The organism is Shimazuella sp. NTD250, from assembly GCF_059510375.1.
Window position 1 is genome coordinate 1 of the sequence record NZ_JCAJZS010000009.1, and the last position, 26,916, is coordinate 26,916.

Annotated in this window: 21 protein-coding genes; 10 read left to right on the top strand and 11 right to left on the bottom strand. The window is 42.5% G+C overall.

What is annotated here, in order from left to right; all coding sequences use genetic code 11:
- Positions 1-531, bottom strand: a 531-nt coding sequence (locus tag AC5WOF_RS17780) for a helix-turn-helix domain-containing protein (protein ID WP_496051283.1), incomplete at its 3' end; no start/stop codon positions are given.
- Positions 532-782: 251 nt separating this feature from the next.
- Between AC5WOF_RS17780 and AC5WOF_RS17785 the strand changes: the two genes are divergently transcribed.
- Together AC5WOF_RS17785 and AC5WOF_RS17790 are read left to right on the top strand one after the other, a co-directional pair.
- On the top strand, positions 783-1,067 hold the full coding sequence (locus AC5WOF_RS17785; RefSeq protein ID WP_496051284.1) for a hypothetical protein: 285 nt from the start codon (positions 783-785) through the stop codon (positions 1,065-1,067).
- Between the two features lie 40 nt (positions 1,068-1,107).
- Complete coding sequence (locus AC5WOF_RS17790; protein WP_496051285.1) at positions 1,108-1,461, top strand: hypothetical protein; 354 nt, start codon at positions 1,108-1,110, stop codon at positions 1,459-1,461.
- Positions 1,462-1,548: 87 nt separating this feature from the next.
- Here AC5WOF_RS17790 and AC5WOF_RS17795 read toward each other — a convergent pair whose 3' ends face one another.
- Entirely contained in the window at positions 1,549-1,953 is a 405-nt protein-coding gene (locus AC5WOF_RS17795; RefSeq protein WP_496051286.1) for a hypothetical protein, read from the bottom strand.
- 210 nt (positions 1,954-2,163) lie between these two features.
- Here AC5WOF_RS17795 and AC5WOF_RS17800 point away from each other — a divergent pair, with 210 nt between their 5' ends.
- On the top strand, positions 2,164-2,454 hold the full coding sequence (locus AC5WOF_RS17800) for a hypothetical protein (RefSeq protein WP_496051287.1): 291 nt from the start codon (positions 2,164-2,166) through the stop codon (positions 2,452-2,454).
- A 329-nt stretch (positions 2,455-2,783) separates the two neighbouring features.
- Here AC5WOF_RS17800 and AC5WOF_RS17805 read toward each other — a convergent pair whose 3' ends face one another.
- The 4 genes from AC5WOF_RS17805 to AC5WOF_RS17820 all read right to left on the bottom strand — a co-directional run bounded on the left by AC5WOF_RS17805 (position 2,784) and on the right by AC5WOF_RS17820 (position 7,109).
- A complete protein-coding gene (locus AC5WOF_RS17805) occupies positions 2,784-4,613 on the bottom strand; it encodes an APC family permease (protein ID WP_496051288.1) in 1,830 nt (609 codons plus the stop codon).
- Between the two features lie 297 nt (positions 4,614-4,910).
- Positions 4,911-5,171 (bottom strand): hypothetical protein, encoded by a 261-nt coding sequence (locus AC5WOF_RS17810; protein ID WP_496051289.1) that lies wholly within the window; start codon positions 5,169-5,171, stop codon positions 4,911-4,913.
- Between the two features lie 162 nt (positions 5,172-5,333).
- Entirely contained in the window at positions 5,334-6,353 is a 1,020-nt protein-coding gene (locus AC5WOF_RS17815; RefSeq protein WP_496051290.1) for an NADH:flavin oxidoreductase/NADH oxidase, read from the bottom strand.
- Between the two features lie 156 nt (positions 6,354-6,509).
- Positions 6,510-7,109 (bottom strand): TetR/AcrR family transcriptional regulator, encoded by a 600-nt coding sequence (locus tag AC5WOF_RS17820; protein WP_496051291.1) that lies wholly within the window; start codon positions 7,107-7,109, stop codon positions 6,510-6,512.
- Between the two features lie 222 nt (positions 7,110-7,331).
- Between AC5WOF_RS17820 and gap the strand changes: the two genes are divergently transcribed.
- Both gap and AC5WOF_RS17830 read left to right on the top strand, forming a co-directional pair.
- Positions 7,332-8,342: a type I glyceraldehyde-3-phosphate dehydrogenase gene (gene gap / locus AC5WOF_RS17825; protein WP_496051292.1), complete on the top strand. Its 1,011-nt coding sequence runs from the start codon at positions 7,332-7,334 to the stop codon at positions 8,340-8,342.
- 28 nt (positions 8,343-8,370) lie between these two features.
- Complete coding sequence (locus AC5WOF_RS17830) at positions 8,371-9,582, top strand: MFS transporter (protein WP_496051293.1); 1,212 nt, start codon at positions 8,371-8,373, stop codon at positions 9,580-9,582.
- 409 nt (positions 9,583-9,991) lie between these two features.
- Here AC5WOF_RS17830 and ppc read toward each other — a convergent pair whose 3' ends face one another.
- Together ppc and gltC are read right to left on the bottom strand one after the other, a co-directional pair.
- The gene (gene ppc / locus AC5WOF_RS17835) at positions 9,992-12,745 is read right to left on the bottom strand and encodes a phosphoenolpyruvate carboxylase (protein WP_496051294.1); all 2,754 of its coding nucleotides are present in this window, start codon (positions 12,743-12,745) and stop codon (positions 9,992-9,994) included.
- A 42-nt stretch (positions 12,746-12,787) separates the two neighbouring features.
- Positions 12,788-13,693, bottom strand: a complete 906-nt coding sequence (gene gltC, locus AC5WOF_RS17840) for a glutamate biosynthesis transcriptional regulator GltC (protein WP_496051295.1) — start codon at positions 13,691-13,693, stop codon at positions 12,788-12,790.
- Between the two features lie 161 nt (positions 13,694-13,854).
- On the opposite strand from gltC, the gene gltB reads away from it, so the two are divergent.
- From gltB to AC5WOF_RS17855, 3 genes are all read left to right on the top strand, one after another.
- Positions 13,855-18,357, top strand: a complete 4,503-nt coding sequence (gene gltB, locus AC5WOF_RS17845; protein ID WP_496051296.1) for a glutamate synthase large subunit — start codon at positions 13,855-13,857, stop codon at positions 18,355-18,357.
- Between the two features lie 15 nt (positions 18,358-18,372).
- Complete coding sequence (locus AC5WOF_RS17850; RefSeq protein WP_496051297.1) at positions 18,373-19,827, top strand: glutamate synthase subunit beta; 1,455 nt, start codon at positions 18,373-18,375, stop codon at positions 19,825-19,827.
- A 372-nt stretch (positions 19,828-20,199) separates the two neighbouring features.
- Positions 20,200-20,646, top strand: coding sequence for a hypothetical protein (locus AC5WOF_RS17855; protein WP_496051298.1), 447 nt, complete (start codon positions 20,200-20,202; stop codon positions 20,644-20,646).
- A gap of 538 nt (positions 20,647-21,184) precedes the next feature.
- Here the strand turns inward: AC5WOF_RS17855 and AC5WOF_RS17860 are convergent.
- Positions 21,185-22,036 (bottom strand): helix-turn-helix transcriptional regulator, encoded by an 852-nt coding sequence (locus tag AC5WOF_RS17860; RefSeq protein WP_496051299.1) that lies wholly within the window; start codon positions 22,034-22,036, stop codon positions 21,185-21,187.
- A gap of 129 nt (positions 22,037-22,165) precedes the next feature.
- Between AC5WOF_RS17860 and AC5WOF_RS17865 the strand changes: the two genes are divergently transcribed.
- Positions 22,166-23,227 (top strand): zinc-binding dehydrogenase, encoded by a 1,062-nt coding sequence (locus AC5WOF_RS17865; RefSeq protein WP_496051300.1) that lies wholly within the window; start codon positions 22,166-22,168, stop codon positions 23,225-23,227.
- A gap of 17 nt (positions 23,228-23,244) precedes the next feature.
- Positions 23,245-24,072 carry an SDR family NAD(P)-dependent oxidoreductase gene (locus AC5WOF_RS17870; RefSeq protein ID WP_496051301.1) on the top strand — a complete coding sequence of 276 codons (828 nt, stop codon included), beginning with the start codon at positions 23,245-23,247 and terminating at the stop codon, positions 24,070-24,072.
- A gap of 70 nt (positions 24,073-24,142) precedes the next feature.
- On the opposite strand, the gene AC5WOF_RS17875 is transcribed toward AC5WOF_RS17870, so the two are convergent.
- Both AC5WOF_RS17875 and mgtE read right to left on the bottom strand, forming a co-directional pair.
- Positions 24,143-25,360, bottom strand: a complete 1,218-nt coding sequence (locus AC5WOF_RS17875) for a glycosyltransferase family 2 protein (protein WP_496051302.1) — start codon at positions 25,358-25,360, stop codon at positions 24,143-24,145.
- Between the two features lie 108 nt (positions 25,361-25,468).
- Positions 25,469-26,812, bottom strand: coding sequence for a magnesium transporter (mgtE, locus tag AC5WOF_RS17880; RefSeq protein WP_496051303.1), 1,344 nt, complete (start codon positions 26,810-26,812; stop codon positions 25,469-25,471).
- Between the last annotated feature and the right edge of the window lie 104 nt (positions 26,813-26,916).

The window sequence follows — 26,916 nt, forward strand, 5'->3', positions numbered from 1 at the left end:
AGCTTGTTGTAAATCATTTTGATTAAAACAGCAGATACTTAATTGGTTATAGCATGCAGCTATGATGTTATCTGTTAATTCGATTTGATGTTGCTTAATTAAACGTAAAGCAGTTTCAAAGTTTTTGCTAGCTTTTTTCCAATCTATATGTTTGTTCATGAAACCTTTTAAATAAAAGGTATACGGTGTTAGTGGATGAAACTCTTCGATATGAATAATATCTAGTTGTTTTTTCGCTGATGTTTTGAGTCCTAATTCCAAAAGTGATTCGATACATTCTAAAGAAAACTGTAATTCAACAATTGATTCTTTTTCTTCCTTAATCAACTGATTAAGTTGAAATCGACTTAATCCAATTTTCTTTAGTAAATAATCGAATGTTTCATCACGGACTTCTTCTCCTCTTTCAAAATTGGAAATTGTTGATGTTGAAATATGATGATCTTCTATATCCTTTAAACGAAGTCCCTTTTTCTTTCTAACCTTACGAACAGTGTATCGAGCCATATACTCATCCGAATAATCTCTCAAAAGTACTCACTCCCATATTATACTACCAATAATAGTACTTCACAAAATAATCTGATAAAGTGAAATCCTCTGTTTTAAGTAATTTCTTAGATTGAAATTTATCCCAATTACGAAACCATTGTAAAATCGCAAGTGATAAATTTGAAATGTTTTCCCATTTTACTAAAAAAGTTAAAATGACTGAAATCCATAGTTAGTAATAAATAGAATATATAATTTAATTAGTTAACTTGATAGTGGAGGTGTATAAAATGAGTGAAACTTCTTCCAAAGATAAAAGAATCAACCTATCTGCTTTACTCGATCAGCCAGAGTATATTAGCAAGATTGAGGTGACTGCTGGAGAGATGCATAAACGCAATTCCACTTCTTTTCAATGTTCATTTGAATATAAACCTAACATCGTTCAAGCAGTAGTTAACTTAGAAACTCCTAGCGGTGAGCTTTTAAGGATTCCCTTAAGTAAAGTAAACAAAGTAGTGGTGGAGAGTAATACAGTAACGATCAAAGGTTTGAATTACGACATTTTTTCCTAGTTCTAATGGATATTTCACACGAGGCAGGAGGCAGAAAAAATTGGAGTGGGATGATGTGATGGAATGGAGTAAAAAATTAGCGGAATATTTCGTCTACTATGCTGGTGAAGAAATTCATTATGTCTTGCTCATTGAACAACTGCGATTAGCGGAAACTCGCTCTGATTTTTTGAAAGCGGTTCAAATTCTTATTAACGATGGGAAATTACAGGTGAAACAGTGTGCAGCAGAGATCGATCAAGCAAGCATTGATGGGCTGTTGCAATTTATTCGTACTGGTAATATCACACAGGTCAGCCAGTTCCGTTCTGCCTTGAGTCATCATATTTGGATATATGAATTGGAGAAGATTCGAAAGCAAGATTGCTATTTAAGGGAGCTGCTATCTCAGTAGGTGTAAAACCTGATCTCTATTTATAAAAAGCAGCCGACCTCTCATCCGTTGAACACGGGCGGAGGCCGGTCTGTTGTCCATATGAGGCTACTTCTGGCGTTTCCCGTTCAACTCTTGCTCCGCCCTGTCCACCAAACGCTTGCCGAGCAGACCCAGAACGACAGCAATACTGCCGATCGAGACGATCACGTACCAGACATTGACGCCGAATGCGATCACCACGAAGCCGAGAGCGAACACAGCACCCACCACGAGCAACGACAGGTTCATCGGGTCGAGGAAGGAGACGATCTTGGCCTCTACCTCTTGGCGACTGGGAGCCAAAACGATCAGCAGGGCGGTGAAGGTAGGGACAAAAACCGCCACAGGAATCAAGCACAACCAAGGGCTGAACTGGAACAACTCCAGATATCCGATGAGAGCCATGGGCTGCAAAGGAAGCCCCCAGAGGACGACCTTCTTTGCGAGCTCCTTGTTCCTGAAGTTAAGCATCAGAAGTGCTCCTTAAGTGTATCTGCCCATGAGAAAGGGGATAACAGTTTGATCTTAATCATATCATATAAATTTATTATTTAGACATCTATGAGCTTCCTCTAGCAGGCAAAAAGACCTGAACTCCTAGTTTAGCTTTTATTCAGCTTGAAATTTTTTTATACTATACTTGTAAGCTGAAGAACCAATGCAATGCAACAAGGGGATCTCATGTCTGTTACATCCATTACAGTTGTGGCCACCGTCGATGAGAAATGTTGTCGAGTTACGTTTTGCCCTGACGATGAACCCATTGTCCGCTTGGATAAAAAGGAGATCGAAGGCCGAGCAGCATCCACGCTGGCAGCTAGGATCAAGCAAAAGCTAGACGATTCCAGCAGCGAGCCCGACGTCGTGATTCAGTCAATCACGATGAAGGAATCAGGAGTTGTCCGGAACATTAGCCTGAGTGCTAGTGGTGGTGGTATTGCTGCTCTCGTCATTGGAGATGTTCATTTGTAATCAACGGTAGCCTCTGATTGGTTCAACTCTCTGTCAGCGCCAAATAGTGGAGCTGACAGAGAGCAAGTAAAGAAGAATTCATATATTTTTATAAATGGAAAACAAGCCATTCAAGCAAAAAAATGTTCTGTGATGGCTTGTTTGATTTGTGTGAATTTTTTGCATCCAACTAATACATATTCCAATACGGTTGATGGGAGACTTTTCGATTTCGTGGCGGGGTTTCTGCGACAGACAGCAAAAATAAGATTTAAAGAAAGTTTCCTTTAATGGGAATTAAAAAAGCCAAATGTCACTGCTTCAGAGCATTTGGCTGTGCTAGAGAGAACTTATTCCTCCAACTGATAAGGAACAATCGTCACAATAATATTTCTCCTGCGAAGTACATTTGCCATGATGAGAAAGCCGGATTGGTTATGGAGAAATCTTTGCCACCATCTCTTAGCGATAAATTGCGGCATGATAACAGTGACTTGGGAATGAGATGCATCTGCTTTTTCTTTGACTACATCGATAAATTGACTGAGCGGGGTCAGGACACTGCGATAAGGAGACATCAAGCCGACTAATTTTACACCAGTATCCCAGTTTCTCCAGTTTTTCTCTAACTCTTTAATGGACTCTTGACTGGAACCAACATAAACAGCGATCACATTATCGGATAACGATTTTGCATATAAGATAGACTGTTTTACCACTTTTGTGATTCCAGCGACAGGGACAATCACGATATTTTTTCCGCTCGCAATGGTGCTGAGTTTCTCGGATATATCCGTTTGTAATTGATTTCCGACAGCAGTGTAGTGATTGTAGATTTTATGGAAGATGTAAACAGCAATTGGAATAAAGATAAGACTCATCCACACCTGCCCAAATTTCGTGATAAAAAAGATGGCGAGAATCAAATAACAAATCAATGCTCCTGTAAGGTTGATCGTTAGTTTTCCCATCCAGCCTTTTGGTTTTGTTTTGCTCCATTTGACAATCATTCCTGTTTGGGAGAGCGAAAAGGGAATAAAAACACCAACAGCATAAAGAGGAATCAGATTTTCCGTATTCCCTTCAAAGACAATAATTAAGATAATCGATGCCAATGCAAGGGTGATGATCCCATTGGAGTATCCCAATCGATCCCCTCTCACTTTAAAAGCACGGGGCATATATTTATCTCTTGCTAGGTTAAATGCTAGTAATGGAAATGCGGCGAACCCAGTGTTAGCTGCTAAGACTAAAATGAGTGCAGTTGTTGCCTGGATAAAATAATAGAAGAAATTTCGTCCAAATACCGATGAGCTCAACTTGGAAAGAACGGTTTCTTTTTCTTGCGGGGCGATTCCGTACCAGTAACATAAAAAGACGATTCCTGTAAAAAGAAGTCCTAAAATGATTCCCATAATGGATAAGGTAAATGCTGCATTTTTAGGAGCAGGTTCCTTAAAATTGGGAACAGCATTGGACATTGCTTCTACTCCAGTAAGAGCGGAGCAGCCAGAAGAAAACGCTTTTAAAATGAGAAATAAACTAATCCCCATCACAGGAGTTCCTATTGCTGGATGTATTTGTGCAGATATATGTCCTGTTAATACTTGATAAAGTCCAGTGATAATCAAGATCGCGAGGGCGACGACAAAGGCATACACTGGATATGCCAAGATGGAAGCGGATTCGGTTAAGCCTCTTAAGTTTACTACGGTAATAAACACTACCAGCCCTACTGCAATCCATACACGATAAGGATGCAATTCAGGGAAAGTGGAAGAAATCGCGTCTGTACCTGCGGAAACGCTCACGGCAACAGTTAATACATAGTCAATTAACAATGATCCTCCTGCAAAAAGACCAAATTTCGTCCCTAAATTTTCTTTTGCAACCATATAAGCTCCGCCGCCACCCGGGTAGGCGTAGATGATTTGTCTGTAAGAAAGGATCAGAGCGGCTAAAAGAATAAGCACACCGACTGCAATTGGTAAGGAATACCAAAAAGCGATAACACTAATACTCGCTAATACGATCAAAATCTGCTCTGGACCATAGGCGATGGAAGAGAGAGCATCCGAGGAGAGAATCGCTAAAGCCTTTGCGTTACTTAATTTTTGTTCCTGCGCTTCAGTAGATTTCATCGGTTTCCCGATGATAATCCGTTTGAATTTCTTAAACATCCAATTCCCCCATCATTTTTATCATCCAGATTAGATAAATTTAATATATCTGTTCACCTTAAAAAGCATTATATCACTTGTATGGAAGTCCCATTTTTGAGTCTTGGTAAAGATTCGAATGCCCAGATAAACTAGCTATTCTGCAATAAAAAACAATAAACCTCTCGCGCAATGGAAATTGCATCAAAAGGTTTATTAGAAAAGCTATATGAAATGGAAATTTCCACTTATTTCGGGTCTCCGCGATCTACAGTTGTAGTTCGCGGAGGTGGACGACCTGTCGGAGAAGACCGATGATCAGAGAGAGACGATCCGACGCGACTGCACTCCCACCGGGATGGTGATGTGCGGCGGGCGACCCTTGTCACCGCTGTTGCCGACCGACGGCAGACCGCTGAGCACGAGCGGCTTGAGCTCCGGCTTGGGGAGCTGAGGCGCCGACTGGGGCGTGTTCATCTGCTGCTGCGCGTAGGCGAGGAACTGCTCGGCCGGGTGCTCGACCTTGCGGGAGCGACGGGCGGTGAGGAACAGGTGGACGATCAGCTTCACGATGTTCATGCGAACTCCAATTTGGGTCGTTCAGTTGATGATATATTCATCTTACCATATTATTTGCAAAATCGTGATTACACATTGATCGTTTTCGAACCAAAGCTGATAAAGTGCTGCCAAACAGAAAGACCTTCTAGATTTAAACTTAGAAGGTCTTTCTAAAAGTGGTCAAAATCCACGCTCATATTGTTTTGGAATCAAACTTATTCGTTCTTCTCCTTCCAGTGCATGTAATGCCCAATATGGATCACGCAGCATCGCGCGCCCGATGGCCACTAGATCAGCATCTTCGTTGGCAATTGTCGCTTCTGCTAGAGCAGGGTCATCGAGAATACCGACAGCGATGACAGGTATTTGCAGAGCTTGTTTGATCGCTCTTGCATACGGGATTTGGTATCCGGGATGATTCGCAGGTTTCTTCTTACCAGCAGGGCCCTCGCCTCCACTGCTGACATCAAACATATCTACCCCTGCTTCTCGATAACGGCGGCACAGTTCGATGCTATGTTCCAGATCATAACCGCCATCCATGTATTCTAAGGCTGAAATTCGCATGATCAGTGGCATTCCTTCCGGCATCACACTTTTGATTGCTTGAATGACTTCTACGCCAAATAGAGCTGAGTCTTGACCGTATTCATCATCTCTTTGGTTAATTCCCGGGGAGTGAAATTGATGAATCAAATAACCATGAGCGCCATGGACTTCGATTGTGTCAACTCCTGCCTCTATTGCGCGGACAGCTGCTTCTTTGAACATCTGCACCCGTTCTTTTACTTCTGCTGTAGTCAATGCTCTCGGTTGTTTGTAATGCTTATTGGCTGCGATCGGTGAAGAGGACAGCGGTACAGCTGCATCTTCTGCTTTTCTGCCAGCATGGGCGATTTGGATGCCGATTTTGGCTCCATATTTATGTACTTCATCGATAATCCGGCGAAAGGCTGGAATCTGCTCATCAGACCAAAGTCCTAAGTCATAGTCGCTGATTCGTCCATCCGGTTCAATATCTGTCATCTCCATGATGATCAGTCCTGTTCCACCAACAGCGCGGGAAACATAGTGGACAAAATGCCAGTCGTTTGGTTTGCCATCCTTTGCTTCAACCGAATATTGGCACATGGGAGGCATGACAATTCTATTTTTAAGTTGTAAGTTTTTAAGTTGAAATGAATTAGCAAGACTACTCATTCAGAAATGACTCCTTTCCTGATTAACATTCACCTTCTTACTTTAACATATTCACTAATTAAATATAAGTTAAGTCAATTATTGACTAGAGTTTCAACAAGTAAGGAGTCACTATTCACTCTCACACTCTCCCTTTCATCATGCTAGTACGTCGAATTAACTGGTCTTTAAGCAGCATTGCTGCAAATAGGACGAGAAGATTGTTATATTCATTAGCATGTGCTTGTTACTCCCATCCAACTTGCTGAGCAAAATGCCTCCTTCCAACAAGGAAAATGCAAATGAAGCAAGCGCATCCGAATCCAGATCCTCCTTAAACTCTCCAGCTTTAATCCCGTCACAAATAATACTTTTCATCATATCCAAGATGGTATGAAGCCCTTGCCTTGCTCGATCACAAAGCTCCGAATGAGTATCGTCACTTTCTACAGCTGTATTCTGCATGGGACATCCGCCAATAAATGGTGGATTGTTGACAACATCTTCATAAACACGAAAAAAAGCAATCAACCTTCCTGACGCAGAATGTTCTTGATCGACTGCCTCAGAAAATTTTCTGGTGACCAAACTGGCAGCATAATTGTGGGCTTCAAGAGCTATCTCATCTTTACTGGCAAAATGCCGATAGATGCCCCCCTTCTTAATTCCGGTGTCGGCAATAATATCATTTAGCGATGTACCAGCATATCCTCTCTGGTTAAAAATTTCAGCCGATTTTATAATGATGTGTTCCCGTGTTCTATCCCCTTTTTTCATGAGCTCCTCCGTATGAACCTTATTCTAATTCATTTGTTCTAAACAAATTATACGATTCCGGCCTTGCCATTCACAAGAATCATGCTACAATAAAAAGATACCGATTGGTCTCTTTTTATTGTGCAACAAGATGGTCCAGAATGAAATAGCACCAAGCCATTTTGATTTCATGACGGGCATTCGCCTATTTGTAATAAATAAAACTTATAGGAGGACTTGAGAATGACTGTAAAAGTAGGCATTAACGGTTTTGGACGAATCGGACGACTCGCTTTTCGCCGAATTCAGGATGTGGAAGGCATCGAGGTTGTAGCAATTAACGACCTTACCAACGCTAAAATGTTAGCTTATTTGCTCAAATATGATACTACGCAAGGCACTTTTCATGGTGAAATTGAAGTTCTTGATGGAGCCCTCAAAGTAAACGGTAAAGAGGTTAAGGTTTTGGCGAACCGAAATCCTGAAGAACTCCCTTGGGATGAGCTTGGCGTAGACATCGTTCTTGAATGTACAGGCTTCTTTACCGCGAAAGAAAAAGCCGAGCTTCACCTGAAGGGTGGAGCGAAGAAAGTCGTCATTTCCGCCCCTGCTACAGACGACATGAAAACGATTGTATACAACGTGAATCATGAAACGCTCAACGGAACGGAAACTGTTATTTCCGGAGCTTCCTGCACAACGAACTGCCTAGCCCCTATGGCTAAAGCTTTGCACGACAAGTTTGGTATCCAATCGGGGCTAATGACGACAGTTCACGCTTACACAGGCAACCAAAACACGCTTGACGCTTCGAATCCAAAAGGCGACTTCCGTGCTGCGCGTGCTGCTGCGGAGAATATCGTTCCCTACTCCACCGGTGCCGCAAAAGCCATTGGTCTGGTTCTCCCAGAACTGAAGGGCAAACTGGATGGGGCATCTCAACGTGTACCTTTACCAACAGGTTCTGTGACTGAACTCGTTGCCGTTTTGAAGACAATGGTAACCGTTGAAGAAGTTAACGCCGCCATGAAAGAAGCCTCTGATCCAGAAACTTACGGATACACGGAAGACGAGATCGTATCTTCCGATATTAAGGGTATGACATTTGGATCTCTATTTGATGCCACCCAAACAAAAGTTCTAACGGTTGGAGACCAGCAACTGGTGAAAACCGTAGCTTGGTACGATAACGAAATATCTTATACAGCCCAATTGGTTCGCACTCTGGAGTACTTCGCTAAGATCGCTAGATAAATAACTTCCTAAAATCAAAGAAGGAAAGATGGAAAATCCGATGAAGGATAAACTCAACAATACGATAGTCGAGAAAAACGAAGCGCTCCTTCTTCCCCATGAAGGCGTCATTATTACGTTGCTTTGCATTACCGTTGTATTGGTCACTATGAATACGGCCATGTTTAATTTGGCGTTAGACGATTTAAGCCATTATTTTAACTTGCCTTCATCCATCGTTTCATTGACGGTCACCAGTTATTCGATTATGTTCTCCATCTCCTCGATCACCTATAGCAGGTTGTCTGATTTTGTTCCGTTGAAACAGTTGTTCTCCATTAGTCTGGTTTTGACAGGAGGCGCGTCGATTGGGGCGATGCTTAGCAACCATTTCTGGATGCTGCTTGCAGCCCGCGTTGTGCAAGCTGCCGGTGCCGGTGCAGTGCTCTCCCTGTCCATCGTATTTCTGACCCGTTACGTACCGCAGGCGCGCCGGGGAAAATCGATGACGTTCATCATGTCCTCTGTGTCACTGGGATTTGGGCTAGGTCCGGTGATTGGAGGCTTTGTGGTGCAATATCTAGGTTGGAAATATCTCTTTGCAATTACATCCTTGCTGTTGTGCATTGCCCCGTTGCTTGTACGTTATATTCCACAAGAGTCGCTGCCCAAACGATCTTTCGATTTGCTGGGGGCCTTATCATTGAGCGCTGGTACGGCAGGTCTGTTAGTTTTTTTGACATACTATTATCCTAGTGCATTATTGATCGGAATTCTGGGGCTGTTCATCTTTGTTATGCGTATCCGCCAAGCGGATCACCCGTTTGTGCTGCCGTTATTATTGACCAACAAAACCTATCTTGTGCTGGCCTTTATCGGGGTTCTATCTTATTTATGCAACTTCGCCACGCTGTTTTTGTTACCGCAAATGCTACTGAAGCATTTTGGTTTGAGTGCGAGTCATGCCGGGTTTATTATTTTTCCGGGCGCTATTTTATCCATACTGCTATCAAGAATAGTCGGAGCGATGATCGACAAGCGGGGAAACAGCAGCATGTTGCGTGCGACTCCTATGCTCATACTAATGGCGGCCGTATTGTTCGCAGGAGTGGGTACCCAATATTGGGTAGCGAATGTTTTCGTGTACATGCTGATGAACTTAGGATTTGCTATCATCAGCAGTAGCGTTTCAAACGAAATCTCGTGCATATTACCCTCCGCCCAAATTGGCTCAGGGATGGGGCTATTTCAACTGATGTAGTTTATCAGCGGCGCATTCGGCATTGCCGTGTTGTCTAGCGCGCTAGAATGGCAACAGGCCCTTCCGCCTAGCCATGCGTATGCAAACCTATTCTGGGGACTGGCAGTGATAGCTATTTTGGCTAATCTGTGTGCTTTTCTGTATGTGAGACGATTAGCCCAAAATGCTGTATAGCTATTGGCAAATACCTAGTAATTTGAATTGAATATAGTCCGGCTACCGACCTTGTCCCTCGATAAATCGTATGGTTAATTACGATATGGTTTTTTTGCATAGTACAACTTGAAAAGTTCCTTTAAGTAATGAGGTGGAAACCCTCCATCGGCTGTTTAACCTAGATTATTTACTAAAATAGATCAAAATAAGGGAAAAAGTAGCTTATCGATAACGACAAGCCACTTTTTTTAGATCAACCAGTATTTCGAAGTCCTGCGGCAATTCCATTGATCGTCTGTAATACTTGTTCTAAGAGATAGGGATTTACCGAGTTATCTTGATCCTGCCTGCGCAGTTGTAATAAATGAACTTGGATTAAACTCAGAGGGTCTACATAAGGATTTCGCAGTACGATGGATTCTTGGATGACGGTATTTTGTTCTAAAAGTTCCGTTTGTTCGGTAATCGCTAAAATCTGTTGTTTCGTCAAGTCAAATTCGTTTTGAATCAACTGATGGATTTGTTTGGCATGTTCTTGATCATGGGCAAGAGAAGTGTACTGCTCTGCGATCACCATATCTGCTTTGGAAAGTGCCATTTGCAAATTATTGATAAGTGTCGAGAAAAATGTCCATTTTTGATACATCTCTTGTAAAATGCCAAGTCCAGCTTTGTTTTCTGCTAAATAGGTTGCGAGCCCAGTACCAGCTGCATACCAAGCTGGAAAGAGGTATCTTGTCTGTGTCCATGAGAAAACCCAAGGGATGGCACGAAGATCGGAAAACTGCTGGCTGTTTTTCCGTTTCGTCGGCCTTGATCCGATGTTCAGCTCACCGATTTCGGGTAAGGGAGTAGCCTCTTGGAAAAAGGGAATAAAAAATGGATCATGGAACACCAATTGCTGGTAATGCTGCAAAGAGTGGTTAGAGATTATCTCCATTGTTCTCATCCACTCTGGGTTTATTTCCGTTTGTTCTTTATTTAAAGCAGTAGCAACGGAGTGTAAGTAGGTAGAAGTTGCTTGTTCCAAACTTCGCAGAGCAATAGGCTTCATTGCGTATCGGGAAGACAGTACTTCACCTTGTTCGGTAATTTTCACCCCGCCGAGTACCGTATGAGGAGGATTTGCCATAATGCTTTGATGGAGCGGCCCGCCACCTCTGCCAAGTGCTCCGCCTCTGCCGTGGAAAAACTTCACGTCGAGATTGTATTTTTTTGCTAAGCGCCACAAACGCATCTGAGCGCGGTATAATTCCCAGTTTGCACTGATCATCCCACCATCTTTATTGCTGTCGGAGTAGCCTAAAGTGATCTCTTGATATGCTCTTCCATTTACAATCCCTGGTTTAAACATTGGATTTTGAAAGTATCTCTCCATGATTTCCTCTGCTCGATGCAGATCATCAATGGTCTCCAGTAATGGTACGACATGCAGACGGGAGTCATGGTGGTGACGATACAATCCCACTTCTTTTGCGAGTAATACGACTTCTAAAAGATCGCTTGTGCCTTGTGTCATACTGATGAGGTAGTTGGAAATACAGTTTTCCCCGAATTCTTCCTTTGCTTTGACTGCAAGGTGGAACAGCTCTAATAGCTGTTTTGTATCTGCTGAGTAATCCATGAAATGGGATGTAAGCGGCCTTGGATCTGCCAGTAAGTCTGTCAGTAATTCTATTTTTTTCTCTTCCGATAGGGTGGAGTAGCCGCTTGTTATTTGCAGCGTATCTAAAATTTCATCGATTGCTTTTTCGTGTTCCCCGCTGTGTTGCCGCAGGTCAAGCGACAAAAGATGAAATCCAAATATCTCCACTTGGTGAATCAACTTATCGATCTCGCTAATGGCGATGCCCACTGGTTGATGACTTTGCAGACTTGCTTGAATCAGCATTAAGTCTGCTAAAAAAGCATTAGGGTTGGCATAGACACCAGCATCGGTTTTTTGCAGACGGGTATGTTTCAATCTCGCTAAAACATACGTACATTTGATCCGATAAGGTTCTTCTTGGTTTCGCCAGATTCCTTTTGACAGATCATCAGCGTTAACTTCTTCTCGGTCTTTTTTAATCGAAGCCAGTAACTCATTAGAAATCTTTACTCGCTCAGAAGAGTGACTCATATAAGGGAGCAAATCTTCCATCTTTTGCTCGTATTTGCGAATCACCAAATCTCGCTGCATGACTAGGGTTTGCCAAGTGACTGCTGGTGTAACGGACGGATTCCCATCTCGATCTCCCCCGATCCAAGAACCGAATCTTAGGAAGGATGGCACGTTCCAGTTGTGCTCTGGATAATATGTTGTTAAACACCGCCCCAGCTCTTGATGTACACGTGGAAGTACATCGAACAACGTTTGATCCATATAATATAATCCGTTGCTCACTTCATCCAAAACAGTAGGTTTCCTTTTTCGCAGAGGGTCTGTTTGCCAAAGGGTACTGATTTCTGAAAATAGCGCATGATACAGTTCTCTATGTTCTTCACTGTCTTCATCCATTTGATCGAGTTGTATCAGTTGATTGGCAATTCGTTTATGGATATTGAGTACGGATCGGCGTGCAGCTTCCGTTGGATGAGCAGTGATGATCAATTCTAATGATAAAAAGGAGAGAATTTGCTCCACTTCATTTGCTGATACACCTGATTCATGCCAGTTTTGAATGGTACTTTCAATGGAAAATTGTTGGATTTCTCCTTCTTTGGAGCGGCGATGATATCGATTGCGACGCATGCGATGGTTTTGTTCTGCGATATTTACTAATTGAAAATAGATAGAAAATGCGCGAATTACATCGTAGCGCATATCGGGTTCCAGCTGTTCAATTTCATGGATACAAGTCGCAAGTAATTCTGGATGGAATTCTGTTCTTAGTCGTTTGGTTAATTCCCTAATTCGTTCTACATGGTGAAATAATGCATCTCCACCGAGTTGTGTGAGAACATCACCTAAAATGTTGCCGAGGAAACGAACATCTCTGCGCACTAACGAATTTTGCTTGGTAAGCATGTGAAAAGCTCCTTTCGAAAAGGAAATCTATCTATTTTATTTCTAGCTGTTAAATTCATTTAGTCTGGAGAAGAAGAGGGTAACAAAGTTATAAAACAATTGTTCCGATGGTGGGAGTTTGCGATTTTTTGGGATCACAATCCCTACATTCCTCGTCAGATTTGGTACGTGAATAGGAATTTTTGCAGTACCTCTTGGAACATTATCGATCAAAGTAACCTCAGGAAGCAGGGTGACACCTAAACCTGTAGCTACTAGTCCCTTAATCGCATCAATATCTTCTCCTTCAAAGGAAATATTGGGTGAAAAGCCTACTTTGGTACAGGCATCGATCACAATGTCCCGCAAAATAAAACCAGTTGGAAACAGAACAAATGAGTCGTTGCGCAATTCGTCAAGATGGATAGATGCTGCATCTGACATGGGATGACTAATCGGCAAGAGGGCTATGATTTTTTCTAAAAAAAGAATTTTTCCTTCGATTTGTTTTTCGTCGGTAGGAATAGGGCCGAGAAATGCTAGATCGATTTCTCCTTTATTTACCGCATCAATTAAGTGTTGATAACTCCCTTGTCTCAGTTGAAAGCCGATATGGGGATATTGATCCCGAAATGCAGAGATGACTGTCGGTAAAGTATGTGCAGCTAAACTACTTGGAAATCCAACCCGTATCGTTCCTTTTTCTGGATCGAGGAACTCGTCCATCTCTTGTTTCGCATTAGCGATGGCCCTCACAGCCGCTTTAGCATGATGTAAAAATATCTTCCCGATGGGTGTAATTCTTATATTTCTACCTTCGCGGATAAATAGTTGAACACCGAGTTCTGCTTCTAAATTCGCAATTTGCCTACTGACAGCAGATTGTGCCACATGTAATGCTAAGGCAGCATCCGTTACATGTTCACGTTCTGCTACCTCGATAAAGTATTGAATCTGCCTTAACTCCATACTAAAACCTCTTCCTTTTCAAATCCATCTCATTTTGCGATCGTTTCTATCTTAAATATATATTGTTTGCATCGGTTTGAAAATATAAGATAAGTATAAAATTTATAGAAAATAATTCTAATTTGAGATAGGTTGACATCTTCGAAAAAGGAGAGGGAAGCATGCAGTATCCTCAAAAACAAGGACTATATGACCCCAAAAATGAACACGATGCGTGCGGAGTAGGGTTTATTGCGCATTTACAAGGTCAAGCGACACATAAAATTGTTGAGCAAGGGATTCATATGTTGACAAAGCTGCACCATCGAGGTGGAGTAAACGATGGTACTGGTGATGGTGCAGGGATTTTAATGCAAATTCCGCATCTTTTTTTTCAACATGCATTCCCATCTTTACCAAAAATGGGCCACTATGGAGTTGGAATGGTCTTCTTCCCCCAAGAGGAAAGCGAACGGAACAAATGGGAGAAAAAACTAGAAGCTCTGATTGAACAAGAAGGGCAGCAAGTTATCGGTTGGAGAGATGTTCCGACTGATCCTTCTACCTTAACTACGATAGCCCGAGAGAATTCTCCTGTTATTCGACAAGTAGTCATTGGACGAGCAGGAGAAATAGACCAGCTAACATTTGAAAGAAAACTATATGTGATTCGGAAACAGTATGAGAAATTGGTGAACAACGATGTTTATGTTGTCAGTTTATCAAGTAGGACGATTGTATACAAAGGATTGTTGACAGCATTTCAGCTGGGTTCTTTCTATTTAGATTTACAAGATGAAAGTTTTACATCTGCCTTTTCTATGGTGCACAACCGTTTTAGTACCAATACCTTCCCGAGTTGGAAGCGTTCCCACCCCTATCGTTATCTCTTGCATAATGGAGAAATCAATACATTACGAGGTAACGTGAATTGGATGTTTGCCCGGGAAAAATCATTTGCCTCCGATTTATTTGGAGATGACTTAGAAAAAGTTTTACCAGTGTTAGATATGGATGGAACAGATTCAGCTATTTTGGATAACTGTTTTGAGTTCTTAGTATTATCGGGACGTTCTCCAGCCCATGCTGCAATGATGATGATTCCGGAAGCTTGGGAGAAAAATGAGGAAATTGTAGACCCGGTTCGTGCTTTCTATGAGTATCACAGCAGTGTCATGGAACCATGGGATGGACCAACAGCAATTGCCTTTTCAGACGGTACACAGATCGGGGCGATTTTGGATCGCAATGGACTTCGTCCAGGAAGATACTGTGTAACAAAAGATGACTACATTGTATTTTCTTCGGAAGTTGGTGTGATCGACATCCCTGAAGAAAACATTCGGTATAAAAAACGTTTACGCGCTGGTCAAACATTATTGGTAGATTTGGCAGAAGGCCGGATTATCGGAAACAAAGAGTTAAAAGAACAAGTAGCGAATCAACTCCCTTATCGAGACTGGCTCATGCAAAATCTTATTTCTTTAGAAGATATCCCGGCTCGAAATGTAACCCAGAAGCTGGATAAAGACACGTTGTTTGTCATGCAGAAAACAAATGCTTACACATGGGAAGAACTGCATAAGAATTTGTTGCCGATGGTGACTGAAGGCAAAGACCCGATTGGTTCGATGGGAAGTGACACCCCCTTAGCTGTTTTATCGGAACGCCCGCAACTTTTATATAACTACTTTAAACAATCTTTTGCCCAAGTGACTAACCCTCCGATTGATGCGATTCGAGAAGCTTCGGTTACTTCAACGACGTCCTTATTAGGCGCCGAAGGCAACTTGATGCAGCCTCATTCGCGGGACTGTCAAAAAATTCGGCTGGAAACGCCCGTTTTGTCTGATGTTCAGCTGGGGCAGATTGCTAATCAGTCCTATTCTGCTTTTCGAACAGAAACCATCCCTATGCTTTTTTCTGTCTCTCAATTAAATGTGGAAGAAGCGATGAAAGAATTATTTTCTTTGGCAGATCAGGCAATCGAAGATGGCAAGTCTCTGTTGATTCTCTCAGATCGTCAAATGAACGAACAAATGGCTCCTATTCCAGCGTTGCTGGCGGTAAGTGGTTTGCATCATCATTTGGTTCGCCGTGGTACAAGAACAAAAGTAAGCATTATTGTCGAAACTTCAGAAGCCCGGGATGTGCATCAATTATCCATGCTGATCAGTTATGGAGTAGATGCTGTCAATCCATATCTTGTGTTTGCAACACTTGAGCAAGCGATTGCAGATGGGTCTATCAAAGGGATAGGATTGAAGGAAGCTGAGGGTCGTTATATTCAGACCGCTACAGAAGGAATTGTAAAAGTGATGTCTAAAATGGGGATCTCTACGATTCAAAGTTATCGCGGCGCGCAGATTTTTGAGGCAGTAGGGATCGATGAGCAAGTACTTGACTATTATTTCACTCGTACACCTTCCCAGTTAGGAGGGGTTAATCTTGAAGTGATCGCCAAAGAAACGGCTCTTCGTCATACAAAGGCTTATGAATCTTTGGCATTACAAATGAGAGATTTAGAAGCTGGCAGTGATTTTCAGTGGAGAAGAACAGGGGAATCTCATGCCTTTGCGCCCCAGACTATCCACACGCTCCAGCAGGCATGCCGGAAAAATGACTATACCTTATTTAAAAAATATACAGAGATGGCGAATAAAGAACAACTCATCTTTTTGCGTCATTTATTAGATTTTAATTCTTCGCTGCCAAGTGTTCCTCTCGAAGAAGTCGAGTCAATCGAATCGATTGTCAAACGATTTAAAACAGGTGCGATGTCATTTGGAGCGTTAAGCCAAGAGGCACACGAAACATTGGCTATTGCGATGAACCGTCTCGGTGGAAAAAGCAATAGTGGGGAAGGAGGAGAACATCCTTCCCGGCATACGGCCGATAAAAATGGAGATTCCCGTTCCAGCAGCATTAAGCAAGTAGCATCAGGCAGATTTGGTGTTTCAAGTGATTATTTGATTCATGCCAAAGAGATTCAAATCAAAATGGCGCAAGGTGCCAAACCAGGAGAAGGTGGACAGCTGCCAGGTTCCAAAGTGTATCCTTGGATTGCGAAAGTGAGAAATTCCACACCTGGAGTAGGACTTATCTCCCCGCCTCCACACCATGATATTTATTCCATCGAAGATCTAGCAGAATTGATCTACGATCTTAAAAATGCCAATCGCGATGCTCGAATAAGTGTCAAACTGGTAGCGAAGGCTGGAGTAGGTACAATTGCAGCTGGGGTAGCCAAAGCGATGGCTGATGTCATCGTAATCAGTGGTCACGATGGTGGTACTGGTGCCTCTCCAAAATCGAGCATGAAACATGCTGGCTTACCATGGGAATTGGGACTAGCGGAAACTCACCAAACATTATTGTTAAATAACTTGCGAGATCGAGTGATTTTGGAGACGGATGGAAAACTGATGACAGGTCGCGATGTCGTGATGGCCGCAGTCCTTGGAGCAGAAGAATTTGGTTTCTCTACTGCACCACTTGTTGTTATGGGTTGTATCATGATGCGCGCATGTCATTTAGATACTTGTCCAGTTGGGATAGCTACCCAAAACCCAGATTTGCGGGGACGGTTTACAGGAGATGCTGATCATGTTGTTCATTTCATGCGATTTATCGCCCAAGAAGTACGAGAAATCATGGCTTCCCTCGGTTTTCGTACACTTGACGAAATGGTAGGAAGAACAGATATATTGACAGCTGGACTACGTCATCAGCAGCATTGGAAAGCGAAATACCTAGATTTATCCTCATTGCTTTACCGTCCAACAACAGATGCAGAATTGGGCAACTATCATCAGAAATTAAGAGATCATCAATTGGAAACAACAATGGACATCAAAACATTACTTCCTTTAAGTGTGAGTGCTTTGCAAGAGGGGCGGGCAGTCCATGCGGTGCTTCCAGTAACCAATACCAATCGGGTTGTCGGGAGTATTCTCGGTAGTGAAGTGACGAAGAAATATGGAGTAAAAGGGCTCCCTGATCATACGATAAATTTCCATTTTCAAGGTTCAGCAGGGGTGAGTTTCGGGGCATTTGTACCAAAAGGTATTACTTTAACACTTGAAGGTGATGCCAACGATTACATTGGTAAAGGACTTTCTGGAGGGAAAGTGATCGTTTATCCATCTCGAAAAGCGTCTTTTGCTTCGCAAGATAATGTAATCGCAGGAAATGCAGCCTTTTATGGAGCGACATCAGGAGAAGCATTTATCAGTGGAATAGCAGGTGAACGCTTTGCCGTTCGCAATAGCGGTGTTCATGCCGTTGTTGAAGGTGTCGGTGATCATGGCTGTGAATACATGACAGGTGGACGGGTTGTGATCCTTGGATCGATTGGGAAAAACTTCGCAGCAGGTATGTCTGGTGGAATCGCCTATGCATTTTCAGATGATATAAAAAACTTCAGCCAGAATTGCAACCGTGAAATGGTTTTATTAGAGTCGGTAGCGACAGAAAAAGAGTTGGTGGAAGTAAAACAATTGATTCAAAAACATGCGCAATTCACAGGAAGCGAACAAGCAAAACAAATCTTAAATAAGTGGGAGATGATGACAGAGAGATTAATTCGCATTATCCCCAAAGAATATAAGCAAATTTTGGAAAGACAAGCAGACGAAAAAACAGAGGAAGTAACCCTTATTCCACAAGCTTCTTCATTTAACTAAGAGGAGGGAAGACAGTTGATAACGGTTAAAAGAGAAGATCCCAAAGCGAAAAATCCATTAAAACGCCAGCAGAATTGGGGAGAATATTATCTTCCCTTCTCCGAAGAGAAACTAAGAGCCCAAGGATCAAGATGTATGGATTGCGGAACACCTTTTTGTTCAACCGGTGCATTTGTCAGTGGAAGCTATGGTTGTCCGTTGTTTAACCATATTCCTGAGTGGAATGAGTTAGTGGCAAAAGGAAACTGGAAAGAAGCACTGAATCGTCTGATGATGACGAACAATTTTCCTGAGTTTACAGGACGTGCCTGTCCTGCACCCTGTGAAGGTGCTTGTACGGTAGCTCTTCATGATTCCGCTGTAGCGATCAAAAGTATCGAACAAGCGATTATCGATAGAGGCTTTAAAGAAGGATGGATTGTTCCCCAGCCACCTGAGAAGTGTACCGGGAAACGTGTAGCAATTGTGGGCTCGGGTCCAGCAGGTTTAGCTGCTGCTGACCAACTAAATAAAACAGGTCATCTAGTTACTGTCTTGGAAAAAGCAGATCGAATCGGTGGTTTGCTGATGTATGGGATTCCAAATATGAAATTAGAAAAACAGGTGGTTCAGCGTCGTGTTGATTTGTTGACACAAGAAGGAGTTCAGTTTGTTACCAATACCGAGCTAGGAAAAGATGTGACGCTCCAGCAACTTCAAGCAGATTATGATGCGGTTATTCTCTGTACGGGTGCTCAAGTTCCGAGAAAATTAGAGGTAGAAGGAGCATCTGCCAGAGGTGTACATGTCGCGATGGATTATCTCACACAGTCTACGAAACACGTATTAGATGAGCGTTCGCCATTGAGTCTGTCTGCAAAGGGTAAAGATGTCATCGTGATCGGAGGAGGAGATACAGGAGCAGACTGTATTGCCACAGCATTGCGTCAAGGGTGCAAAAGTGTCGTGCAGTTTGGCAAACATGCCCAACTTCCGCAAGAGCGGGCAGAAGATAATCCATGGCCTGAATTCCCTTATGTTTTCACCTTAGATTATGCGTATGAAGAAGCAAAAGCCAAGTTTGATACTGATCCTCGGAAGTACTCTGTCATTACGAAAAAGATTGTCAGTGATTCAGCAGGTCAAGTAAAAGAGGTGCATACCATTGAAGCGAGAGTGATCAAGAAGAGCAGTGGGCAAGTCTATGTCCAAGAACTTGTTGGTACAGAAAAAGTTTGGCCTGTTGACCTAATCCTCGTAGCGATCGGATATGCAGGAGCAGATGAGAAGTTAATGGATCAACTTGGTGTAGTACATGAAAACAAACTTGCCAAAGCGGAATATGGAGAGTACAAAACCAACATCGATGGAGTTTTTGCTGCTGGAGATATGAGAAGAGGACAGAGTTTGATCGTATGGGCAATTCACGAAGGACGAGAAGTAGCGCATGAGTGTGATAAATTTTTGATGGGGACTTCTCAATTGCCATAAGAAACATAAAACAGGACTACTTTCATTGTGAGTAGTCCTGTTTTCGTTTATATTGATAATCTTCCAGCAGGTCTTGTTCAGGTAATCGTTCATACGATGATTTTGTTTCACAACCAAAGCATATCGATGAGCAACACATACCAAACACCATCAAGCTGGGTCAACATAATCATGTCGGTCGTGTAGTCTGTGTTTTCCTGACTCACTTGTTTCTCCTTTGCCTCAGTCCCGAATGGGCAATTTTCATTATAAATCATACATTCGCCTACCAGAGCATTTATTTGTTCTAATCAAACTATTTTCTAATTTTATGGGTATAATGGAGTAGAGAAGGAAGAAAGCCTTTTCCTCGAGAATGAAAGGCGCACGAAAATGCTGATTGAGACCGACAATTTCGAGAACATCGTCACCAACGAAGACGTAGAGGTCATCGAAGACAACTTCAAGAAGATTGATACCTCCAAGGAGGTGAAGATCTACGGAAACAACTTCGACGAGATCATCGCCACCACTATCAAGTATCGCGGAAGGATCGAATTGAGTCGTGAGCGGCTCATCCAGATGGCTCGGGGTTCGGAGCTTCAGTACGGAAAAACGGTGCTCCGCCGGGAGGGCAACACCTGGACCCTAACGGGTTTGGAGGGCACCAATCGAATCCGAATCCTCAAGGAGGACAAACGCCTCCACATGGAGTATGTGAAGGGGAGCGGCCGCAACTCCAGCGGACCCGTGACCAACGTCACCGTGGGTGGCACTGTGGGCATCATGGCGCCGCACGTCTCGAACAGTACTGTGATCGTCAATGGGTGTCGGCGATAAAATCACCGACGACTCGTTTCGCCTAAAATGGCGGAACTGGAGTCTTTTCGTGCGAAAAAGCGGCTAGGGAGTCTATCTCAAGTCGCGACTAAGGAGCTGCATTCGCAGTTCGCCCCGCTTGTTTGAGTGGGGAATAGGCTTATCGATAAGCCATCTGTCGGGTGATCTTTCCCAAGTGGTTAGGTCACCCGTCTCCGCTTTTATCCCATTTTTCATCTAACTAATGAACAAAGATAATAGAACGTAACCTTATATATCCTTTCACCACCGTCGTTGGTGGTTTTTTGATGTACGGGACGCGAATCCTATGGCAACGGAGTTTCCGTAGTAGTCTGAGGACTGGAAAGCCGTCTACATGGAAAAGGTAAACGGGTGTTTCCCGTTTACCAGAGCATAATTACGTTTGTTTTTTGATTCTAACACTGTTTGAATAAATCGTTGTACATCGGCTTCACTATGTACGGCTGGTGACGCATATCCATGCTGTACTTTTTTCAAATCCTCTTTTTGGTTTGCAAAGTGGGGGTAAAATGTTTTGTCAGTTATTGTTTTCCCATACTTGCTTAAGTTTTATTAATTTTTCTTTTGTATCTGTTTTTTCATCAGGTGTGTACACATTTAAAATGATATCTTGATGTTCTGCCATTAAAAATGTATTGTACTCTAGACTCAATAATCCTGCTCTAGGATGCAAGACACCTTTTTTTCCTTCAGGTATACCGATTACTTCGTGTTCTTCCCACCAATGCTTAAATTCCAAACTAGCAGCCTTTAAATTTTCAACGATTTCTATATACCATGGATCGTCAATATTTTTCGCATAATAAGTCCGAAATTGAGCCAATAATCGTTTCGCCATAGATTCCCAATCGAAAAACAAATTGCGATAGGTTTGATCTGTAAACATTCTCCAGATTAAATTTCTACCTAACTGATCCATATTCGAAAAATCTCCAAAAACAGCACAAGCCATCCGATTCCAAGCAATTACTTCCCAATGATTTCCTACTATGTATGCCGGACAAATTTGTAGATCATCCAGCATCATTTGCAGAGACGAGGAAATCACTTGTTCTTTTGAAATGTTTTCTTCTTTGGTTAACCAAGAGGCAGCCAAGGTAAATAAGTAGTTCTTCTCATCATTATCCAGCTGCAATGTTCTGGCAATACTTTCTAAAACCTGTTCCGATACCTTTATTTGTCTGCCCTGCTCCAAATACGTATACCAAGCTATGGAAACGCCAGATAAAGCGGCAACTTCTTCTCTTCTAAGCCCTTTTATTCGTCTTCTAGTAGATTGTTGGGCTAAACCCACTGCCTGTGGTGTTAAACGCAACCGGCGTGATCTTAAAAAATCTGCTAGTTCCCTATGCCTTGGTGATTGATTCACAAATGAGGACCCCTTTTAGACTGGTAGTCGTACTACTACCATTGGCAATATGATAAGAAACTCTCTCCTTCTTATTATATCTAATGTCCATTAACATAAGCCTATACCAAATAGGAAGGGAGATTTCTCATGCAAGCAGCTATTTTACATCAAGTAAGTACTCCATTAGAAGTGAAAGAACTTCCCACACCGTCCTTACACACTTCTAGTGTTCGGATACGTGTATTAGCAACGCATATTCTTTCTTTTACTAACCAAGTGGTGGGGGGACAATTTCCATTTGCTTTACCAACACCATACACGCCAGGACTATGTGCAATAGGAATAGTGGAAGAAGTAGCGGAAGATGTGACGGATATCAGGATTGGACAAAAAGTATTTTGCAGTCCACTCATTTCCTCCAGAAATAACACTACGAACCCAGAGCGGATTTTAAAAGGCTGGATTGGTTTGACTGCTAATTGTGAGAACTTATTAAACCAATGGAAAGAAGGTACATTTGCCCAGCAGGCTGTTTATCCAGTTGAATGTGTTACACCGATTGACCATATCAGTCATTACGACGATGCTCATCTCGCTTGTATGTATTATTTAAGTATTGCATATGGTGCTTTTCTGCGGAGCAATTTTTCTCCTGGTCAATCTGTCGTCATCAATGGTGCAACAGGTAATTTAGGGACTGCTTCTGTACTCGTCGCTCTAGCACTGGGAGTATCCAAAATTTATGCTGTTGGAAGAAACATAGATGTCCTTCAATCCATTTCAAAGTTAAATCCAAAACGTATTCAAAGCATCCCTTTACCAGATCAGGAAGGGGATTATGAGACTATATTTGCTTCTAATATTGGAGAAGCAGATGTCCTCATTGATGTTGTCGGGTTAATGAATCATTCATCACTTGTAAATGCAGGATTATCTATATTAAAACAAAAAGGAACGGCTGTATTTGCTGGAGGTGTATTAGTAGATATTCCTCTGTCTTACCTTACTGTTCTCACAAAAGAACTTACGATTACAGGGTCTTCCATGTATCCCAATGATGCACCTGCGGAAATTGCCAGCCTAATTCAAGCGGGATTATTGGATATTACTGCATTTCAACCAAATACGTATCCATTGCATGATATTAATCACGCTATTGCAGAAGCAGCTACTGCTCGTGGACTTCATTTTAGCATCCTAAAACCATAGGAATAGAGGCGCATGGGATGAGTGACAAAGTTATTCTAATAACTGGTTCAACAGATGGAATTGGCAAACAGACTGCTATAGCACTAGCAGACAGAGGCTTTACGGTTCTTCTTCATGGCAGAAGTGCGGAACGTGGTGCTGCTGTATTGGAAGAAATTCAAAAACGTACGGGAAATAAAAACTTAAAATATTATCTTGCTGATTTTTCTTCTCTTATGGAATTATATCGAGTTGCAGATCAAATAACCAAAGATTACCCTACTATAGATATATTGATTAACAATGCTGGCATCGGGAGTGGCAATTTAAACGATCATCAAAGAAAATTCAGCCAAGATGGATATGAATTGCGCCTTGCAGTCAATTATTTAGCACCATTTTTATTAACCAATCTTTTGCTTCCAAACTTAAAACAATCATTGTCAGCAAGAATTATAAATGTGTCTTCCGTTGGACAAGATCCCATTGATTTATCCAATATCATGTTAGAACAGAATTATTCTCCTTTTCATGCTTACAAACGCAGTAAACTGGCACTTACCGCATTTACATTTTTATTAGCAAAAAAATGTGCTGATTATCCCATAACAGTAAACTGTCTCCACCCTGGTTCCTTACTCAATACAAAAATGGTACGAGAGAGTAAAGTCCTGCCATTGGGTCGTGTTAAAACTGGTGCTGATGCCATTTTACATCTTACCCTTTTCCCAAAACTAGAAAAGGTAACGGGAGAATACTTTGATAAGAAAACAAAAGCAAGGGCAAATTATCAAGCTTATGATGAAAAATTCCAGCTCGATCTATGGGGATTAAGTGAAAAACTAACAAAAGTACAAGAGATATAATTCCATAACAGAGGGCACCCCAGACTATGTCAACGGTCTGGGGTGTTTGTGCTCTATCCTCCAACGGGATTTATCGTTTCCAAGTGCCTGCTCCTCGTGTGAGCAGTGACCATAGCTTGACAGGAAGCAGGAGAGTAGTGTGGATAGCTCCATACACTACTGTGAAGTGCAATGCGGCAGCCATCGACATTCCCTTGATGTCTCGAACTGCCGAGTAGGTGATCATCGCCCGAATGAGGATCATCAGCATGAGCGCCATCCCGCTTCCTGTATTACCCCACACCATCCATTCGACGAGGCAGAGGATGGAAGTGATTAGGAACAGAAAGGGGAAGATCATTCGGTTCACACCAGCCAGCAACGGGTACCAGCCAGCCTTATAAGCGGATCGAAGCGTCATCACGCAGTCCCGGTACTTGTCCCGGTTCCAGCGTGCCTGCTGCTGCAAATAGCCAGAAAGGGTTACAGGGACAGTGGTGGTGACGACAGCTTGATCAGCGTAGGCGATTCGGTACCCTCTCTGGATACAGAGGTTGGTAAGGTATAGATCATCACCATTCGAACACAATTTACCCTTGTACCGCTGGTTTTGGTAATCCTCCCAGACCTCTTCGAGGAAGGGAGTGGAGTAGAAAGATGCCGGACCAGGCACCAACCAGACGTATCCAAAAATGCTCTCGGACGCACGCTCAACGGATGTGCCAAGCGAGTAACGGATCACCAGCAGCCGAGTCATCCAGCTGGCAGCAGGGTTGGAAACACCCATATTGCCGCAGACTCCTGCCACGCCATCAAACATTTTCGCGAGGAAATGCTTGATAATGTGCTTGTTGGGAAGACAGTCACTGTCGACGAAGTAGATGTAACCGCAAGCCGTTTTGGCAAGCTGGAAGGCGCGGTTCTGTGCTCTGCGCTTTCCTTCATTGGGATGGCCAGTGATGACTGTCCAGTTAGGAAGATTGGCGTATTCCGAAAGTAGCTTCTCGAATTTTTCCCGTTTCTCTTCCTGACCCACTTTCCTGAAAGAGCCGTCATTGACGACGTAAACTTCTAGGAGGTGTTGTGGATAACGGAGTTTTTTGATCCTCGCTAGTGTCTTTCGAAAACTGTAGAGTTTCTCGTTGAAGACAGGAACAATAACTCCCACCTTAGGCAGCTCTGTAGTTAAATCATGAGGTGTTTCCTGTTCGATTGCTCTAAGGGTGTATTCCTGTGTGTACTGGTGCTGGTACACAGCATGCACCAGGCTTCCTGTGATGTACAGGAAAGCGAGCACTTGGGCTAGCATATTTTTCCCATCTAAAGAGGACGAGGACAGGTAATTAGTGAGCTTTACACTAATCGGTACCCTCATTATATGGGTTGCATAAAGGCTGGTAAATGTTTTCTTGCAAAATTAAACATGCAAAATCAATTGCGCAATCGAAAAGTAAATGATTAACCCAGTACCATCGACTAATGTAGAGATCAATGGACCAGAAACAACCGCTGGATCGATTTTTAAACGATGTAATAATAAAGGTAAAAAGGCTGAGACAAGAGACGACCACAGAACAATTGCTAAAGCGGATAAAGCGACGACATATCCGATATTTAACTCGACATGCAGCAACAGTGCACGAATATATGCGACAATCCCGAGACACACACCGAGCAGCACCCCTGTGAGAAGCTCTTTTTTAATCACGCGAAATACATCTTTAAAAGCTACTTCTCCAACTCCGAGTGCTCGTACCAGTGTGCTGACAATCTGTGAACCTGTATTACCACCTGTTCCAATTAACAAAGGGATAAAGAAAGATAGTGCAACTACCTGATTTACTGCATTTTGATAATGGGAAAGTACATTGGAAGTATAAGCACCGCCGATAAACAATACCAATAACCAGATGATCCGTTTATTGAATAACTGAAAACTGCTCGTCTTAAAATACGTATCTTCTAATGGCTGGCTTCCTCCTAATTTTTGAAAATCTTCTGTTGCTTCTTCTTGAATGACATCAAATACATCATCGACGGTGATAATTCCAACAAGTCTTCGTTCATGGTTGATGACCGGCAGCGCCATCAAATCATATCGGGATAAGATAATAGCTACTTCTTCTTGTTCCATTTCAGCAGGAACACAGACTACATCTTCAGTCACGATGTTTTCCAATTTCGTATCAGGTGAGGCGAAAATCAATTCTTTTAAAGAAACGACACCTACTAGAATTCCGCGGGTATCGGTGACGTAAATATAGGAAACGAGCTCTGCCTCATGACCGACTTTGCGAATATGCTGTAATGTCTGCTCTATATTCCAGTACGTTCTTGCAGAAATAAAATCAACTGTCATCAAACTTCCCGCAGTATTTTCTGGGTAGGTCATCAGTTGATTGATTTTTCTCCGATAGTCCAAAGGAAGCAGATCGAGTAAACGTTCTGCTTGGAGGGGATGGATGGCAAGCAGCATATCGACTACTGTGTCACTGGACATTTGTTTAAACAGAGGTGTGGAAAAGGAAATCGGTAAGTGCTGCAAAATATGATATTGCAACTCAGGGTCCAAGTATTCGATTGTTTCTGCGGCTAATGAGATCGGGATCAAAGGAAGAAGCTGTAACCGTTCTTCATGTTCTAATCCTTTGACTACTTCAGCGATGTCATAAGGTTGTAAGGGATTAAGTAATTCATATACATCTGTAGATTCGTCTTTAAGATTTATGCGGATTTGATCTTGTAACAGTGTATAATTCAAACCTAGATCCCTCCAAGTGAATAAGTCGGTCTTAGTATGTTCATCTTGGGCAGGTGGTATAAATGTGTGTTTATCAAATGATAGCTGAAGGGAAAAGAAAGATA

What these genes read in the sequence shown, in the direction of transcription:
- AC5WOF_RS17805 (WP_496051288.1), bottom strand. Translation starts at nt 4,613, where the DNA reads ATGTTTAAGAAATTCAAACGGATTATCATCGGGAAACCGATGAAATCT.
- AC5WOF_RS17810 (WP_496051289.1), bottom strand. Translation starts at nt 5,171, where the DNA reads ATGAACATCGTGAAGCTGATCGTCCACCTGTTCCTCACCGCCCGTCGC.
- AC5WOF_RS17855 (WP_496051298.1), top strand. Translation starts at nt 20,200, where the DNA reads ATGCTGATTGAGACCGACAATTTCGAGAACATCGTCACCAACGAAGAC.
- AC5WOF_RS17800 (WP_496051287.1), top strand. Translation starts at nt 2,164, where the DNA reads ATGTCTGTTACATCCATTACAGTTGTGGCCACCGTCGATGAGAAATGT.
- AC5WOF_RS17830 (WP_496051293.1), top strand. Translation starts at nt 8,371, where the DNA reads ATGGAAAATCCGATGAAGGATAAACTCAACAATACGATAGTCGAGAAA.
- ppc (WP_496051294.1), bottom strand. Translation starts at nt 12,745, where the DNA reads ATGCTTACCAAGCAAAATTCGTTAGTGCGCAGAGATGTTCGTTTCCTC.
- AC5WOF_RS17815 (WP_496051290.1), bottom strand. Translation starts at nt 6,353, where the DNA reads ATGAGTAGTCTTGCTAATTCATTTCAACTTAAAAACTTACAACTTAAA.
- AC5WOF_RS17865 (WP_496051300.1), top strand. Translation starts at nt 22,166, where the DNA reads ATGCAAGCAGCTATTTTACATCAAGTAAGTACTCCATTAGAAGTGAAA.
- AC5WOF_RS17795 (WP_496051286.1), bottom strand. Translation starts at nt 1,953, where the DNA reads ATGCTTAACTTCAGGAACAAGGAGCTCGCAAAGAAGGTCGTCCTCTGG.
- gap (WP_496051292.1), top strand. Translation starts at nt 7,332, where the DNA reads ATGACTGTAAAAGTAGGCATTAACGGTTTTGGACGAATCGGACGACTC.
- AC5WOF_RS17875 (WP_496051302.1), bottom strand. Translation starts at nt 25,360, where the DNA reads ATGCTAGCCCAAGTGCTCGCTTTCCTGTACATCACAGGAAGCCTGGTG.
- gltB (WP_496051296.1), top strand. Translation starts at nt 13,855, where the DNA reads ATGCAGTATCCTCAAAAACAAGGACTATATGACCCCAAAAATGAACAC.
- AC5WOF_RS17785 (WP_496051284.1), top strand. Translation starts at nt 783, where the DNA reads ATGAGTGAAACTTCTTCCAAAGATAAAAGAATCAACCTATCTGCTTTA.
- AC5WOF_RS17870 (WP_496051301.1), top strand. Translation starts at nt 23,245, where the DNA reads ATGAGTGACAAAGTTATTCTAATAACTGGTTCAACAGATGGAATTGGC.
- gltC (WP_496051295.1), bottom strand. Translation starts at nt 13,693, where the DNA reads ATGGAGTTAAGGCAGATTCAATACTTTATCGAGGTAGCAGAACGTGAA.
- AC5WOF_RS17820 (WP_496051291.1), bottom strand. Translation starts at nt 7,109, where the DNA reads ATGAAAAAAGGGGATAGAACACGGGAACACATCATTATAAAATCGGCT.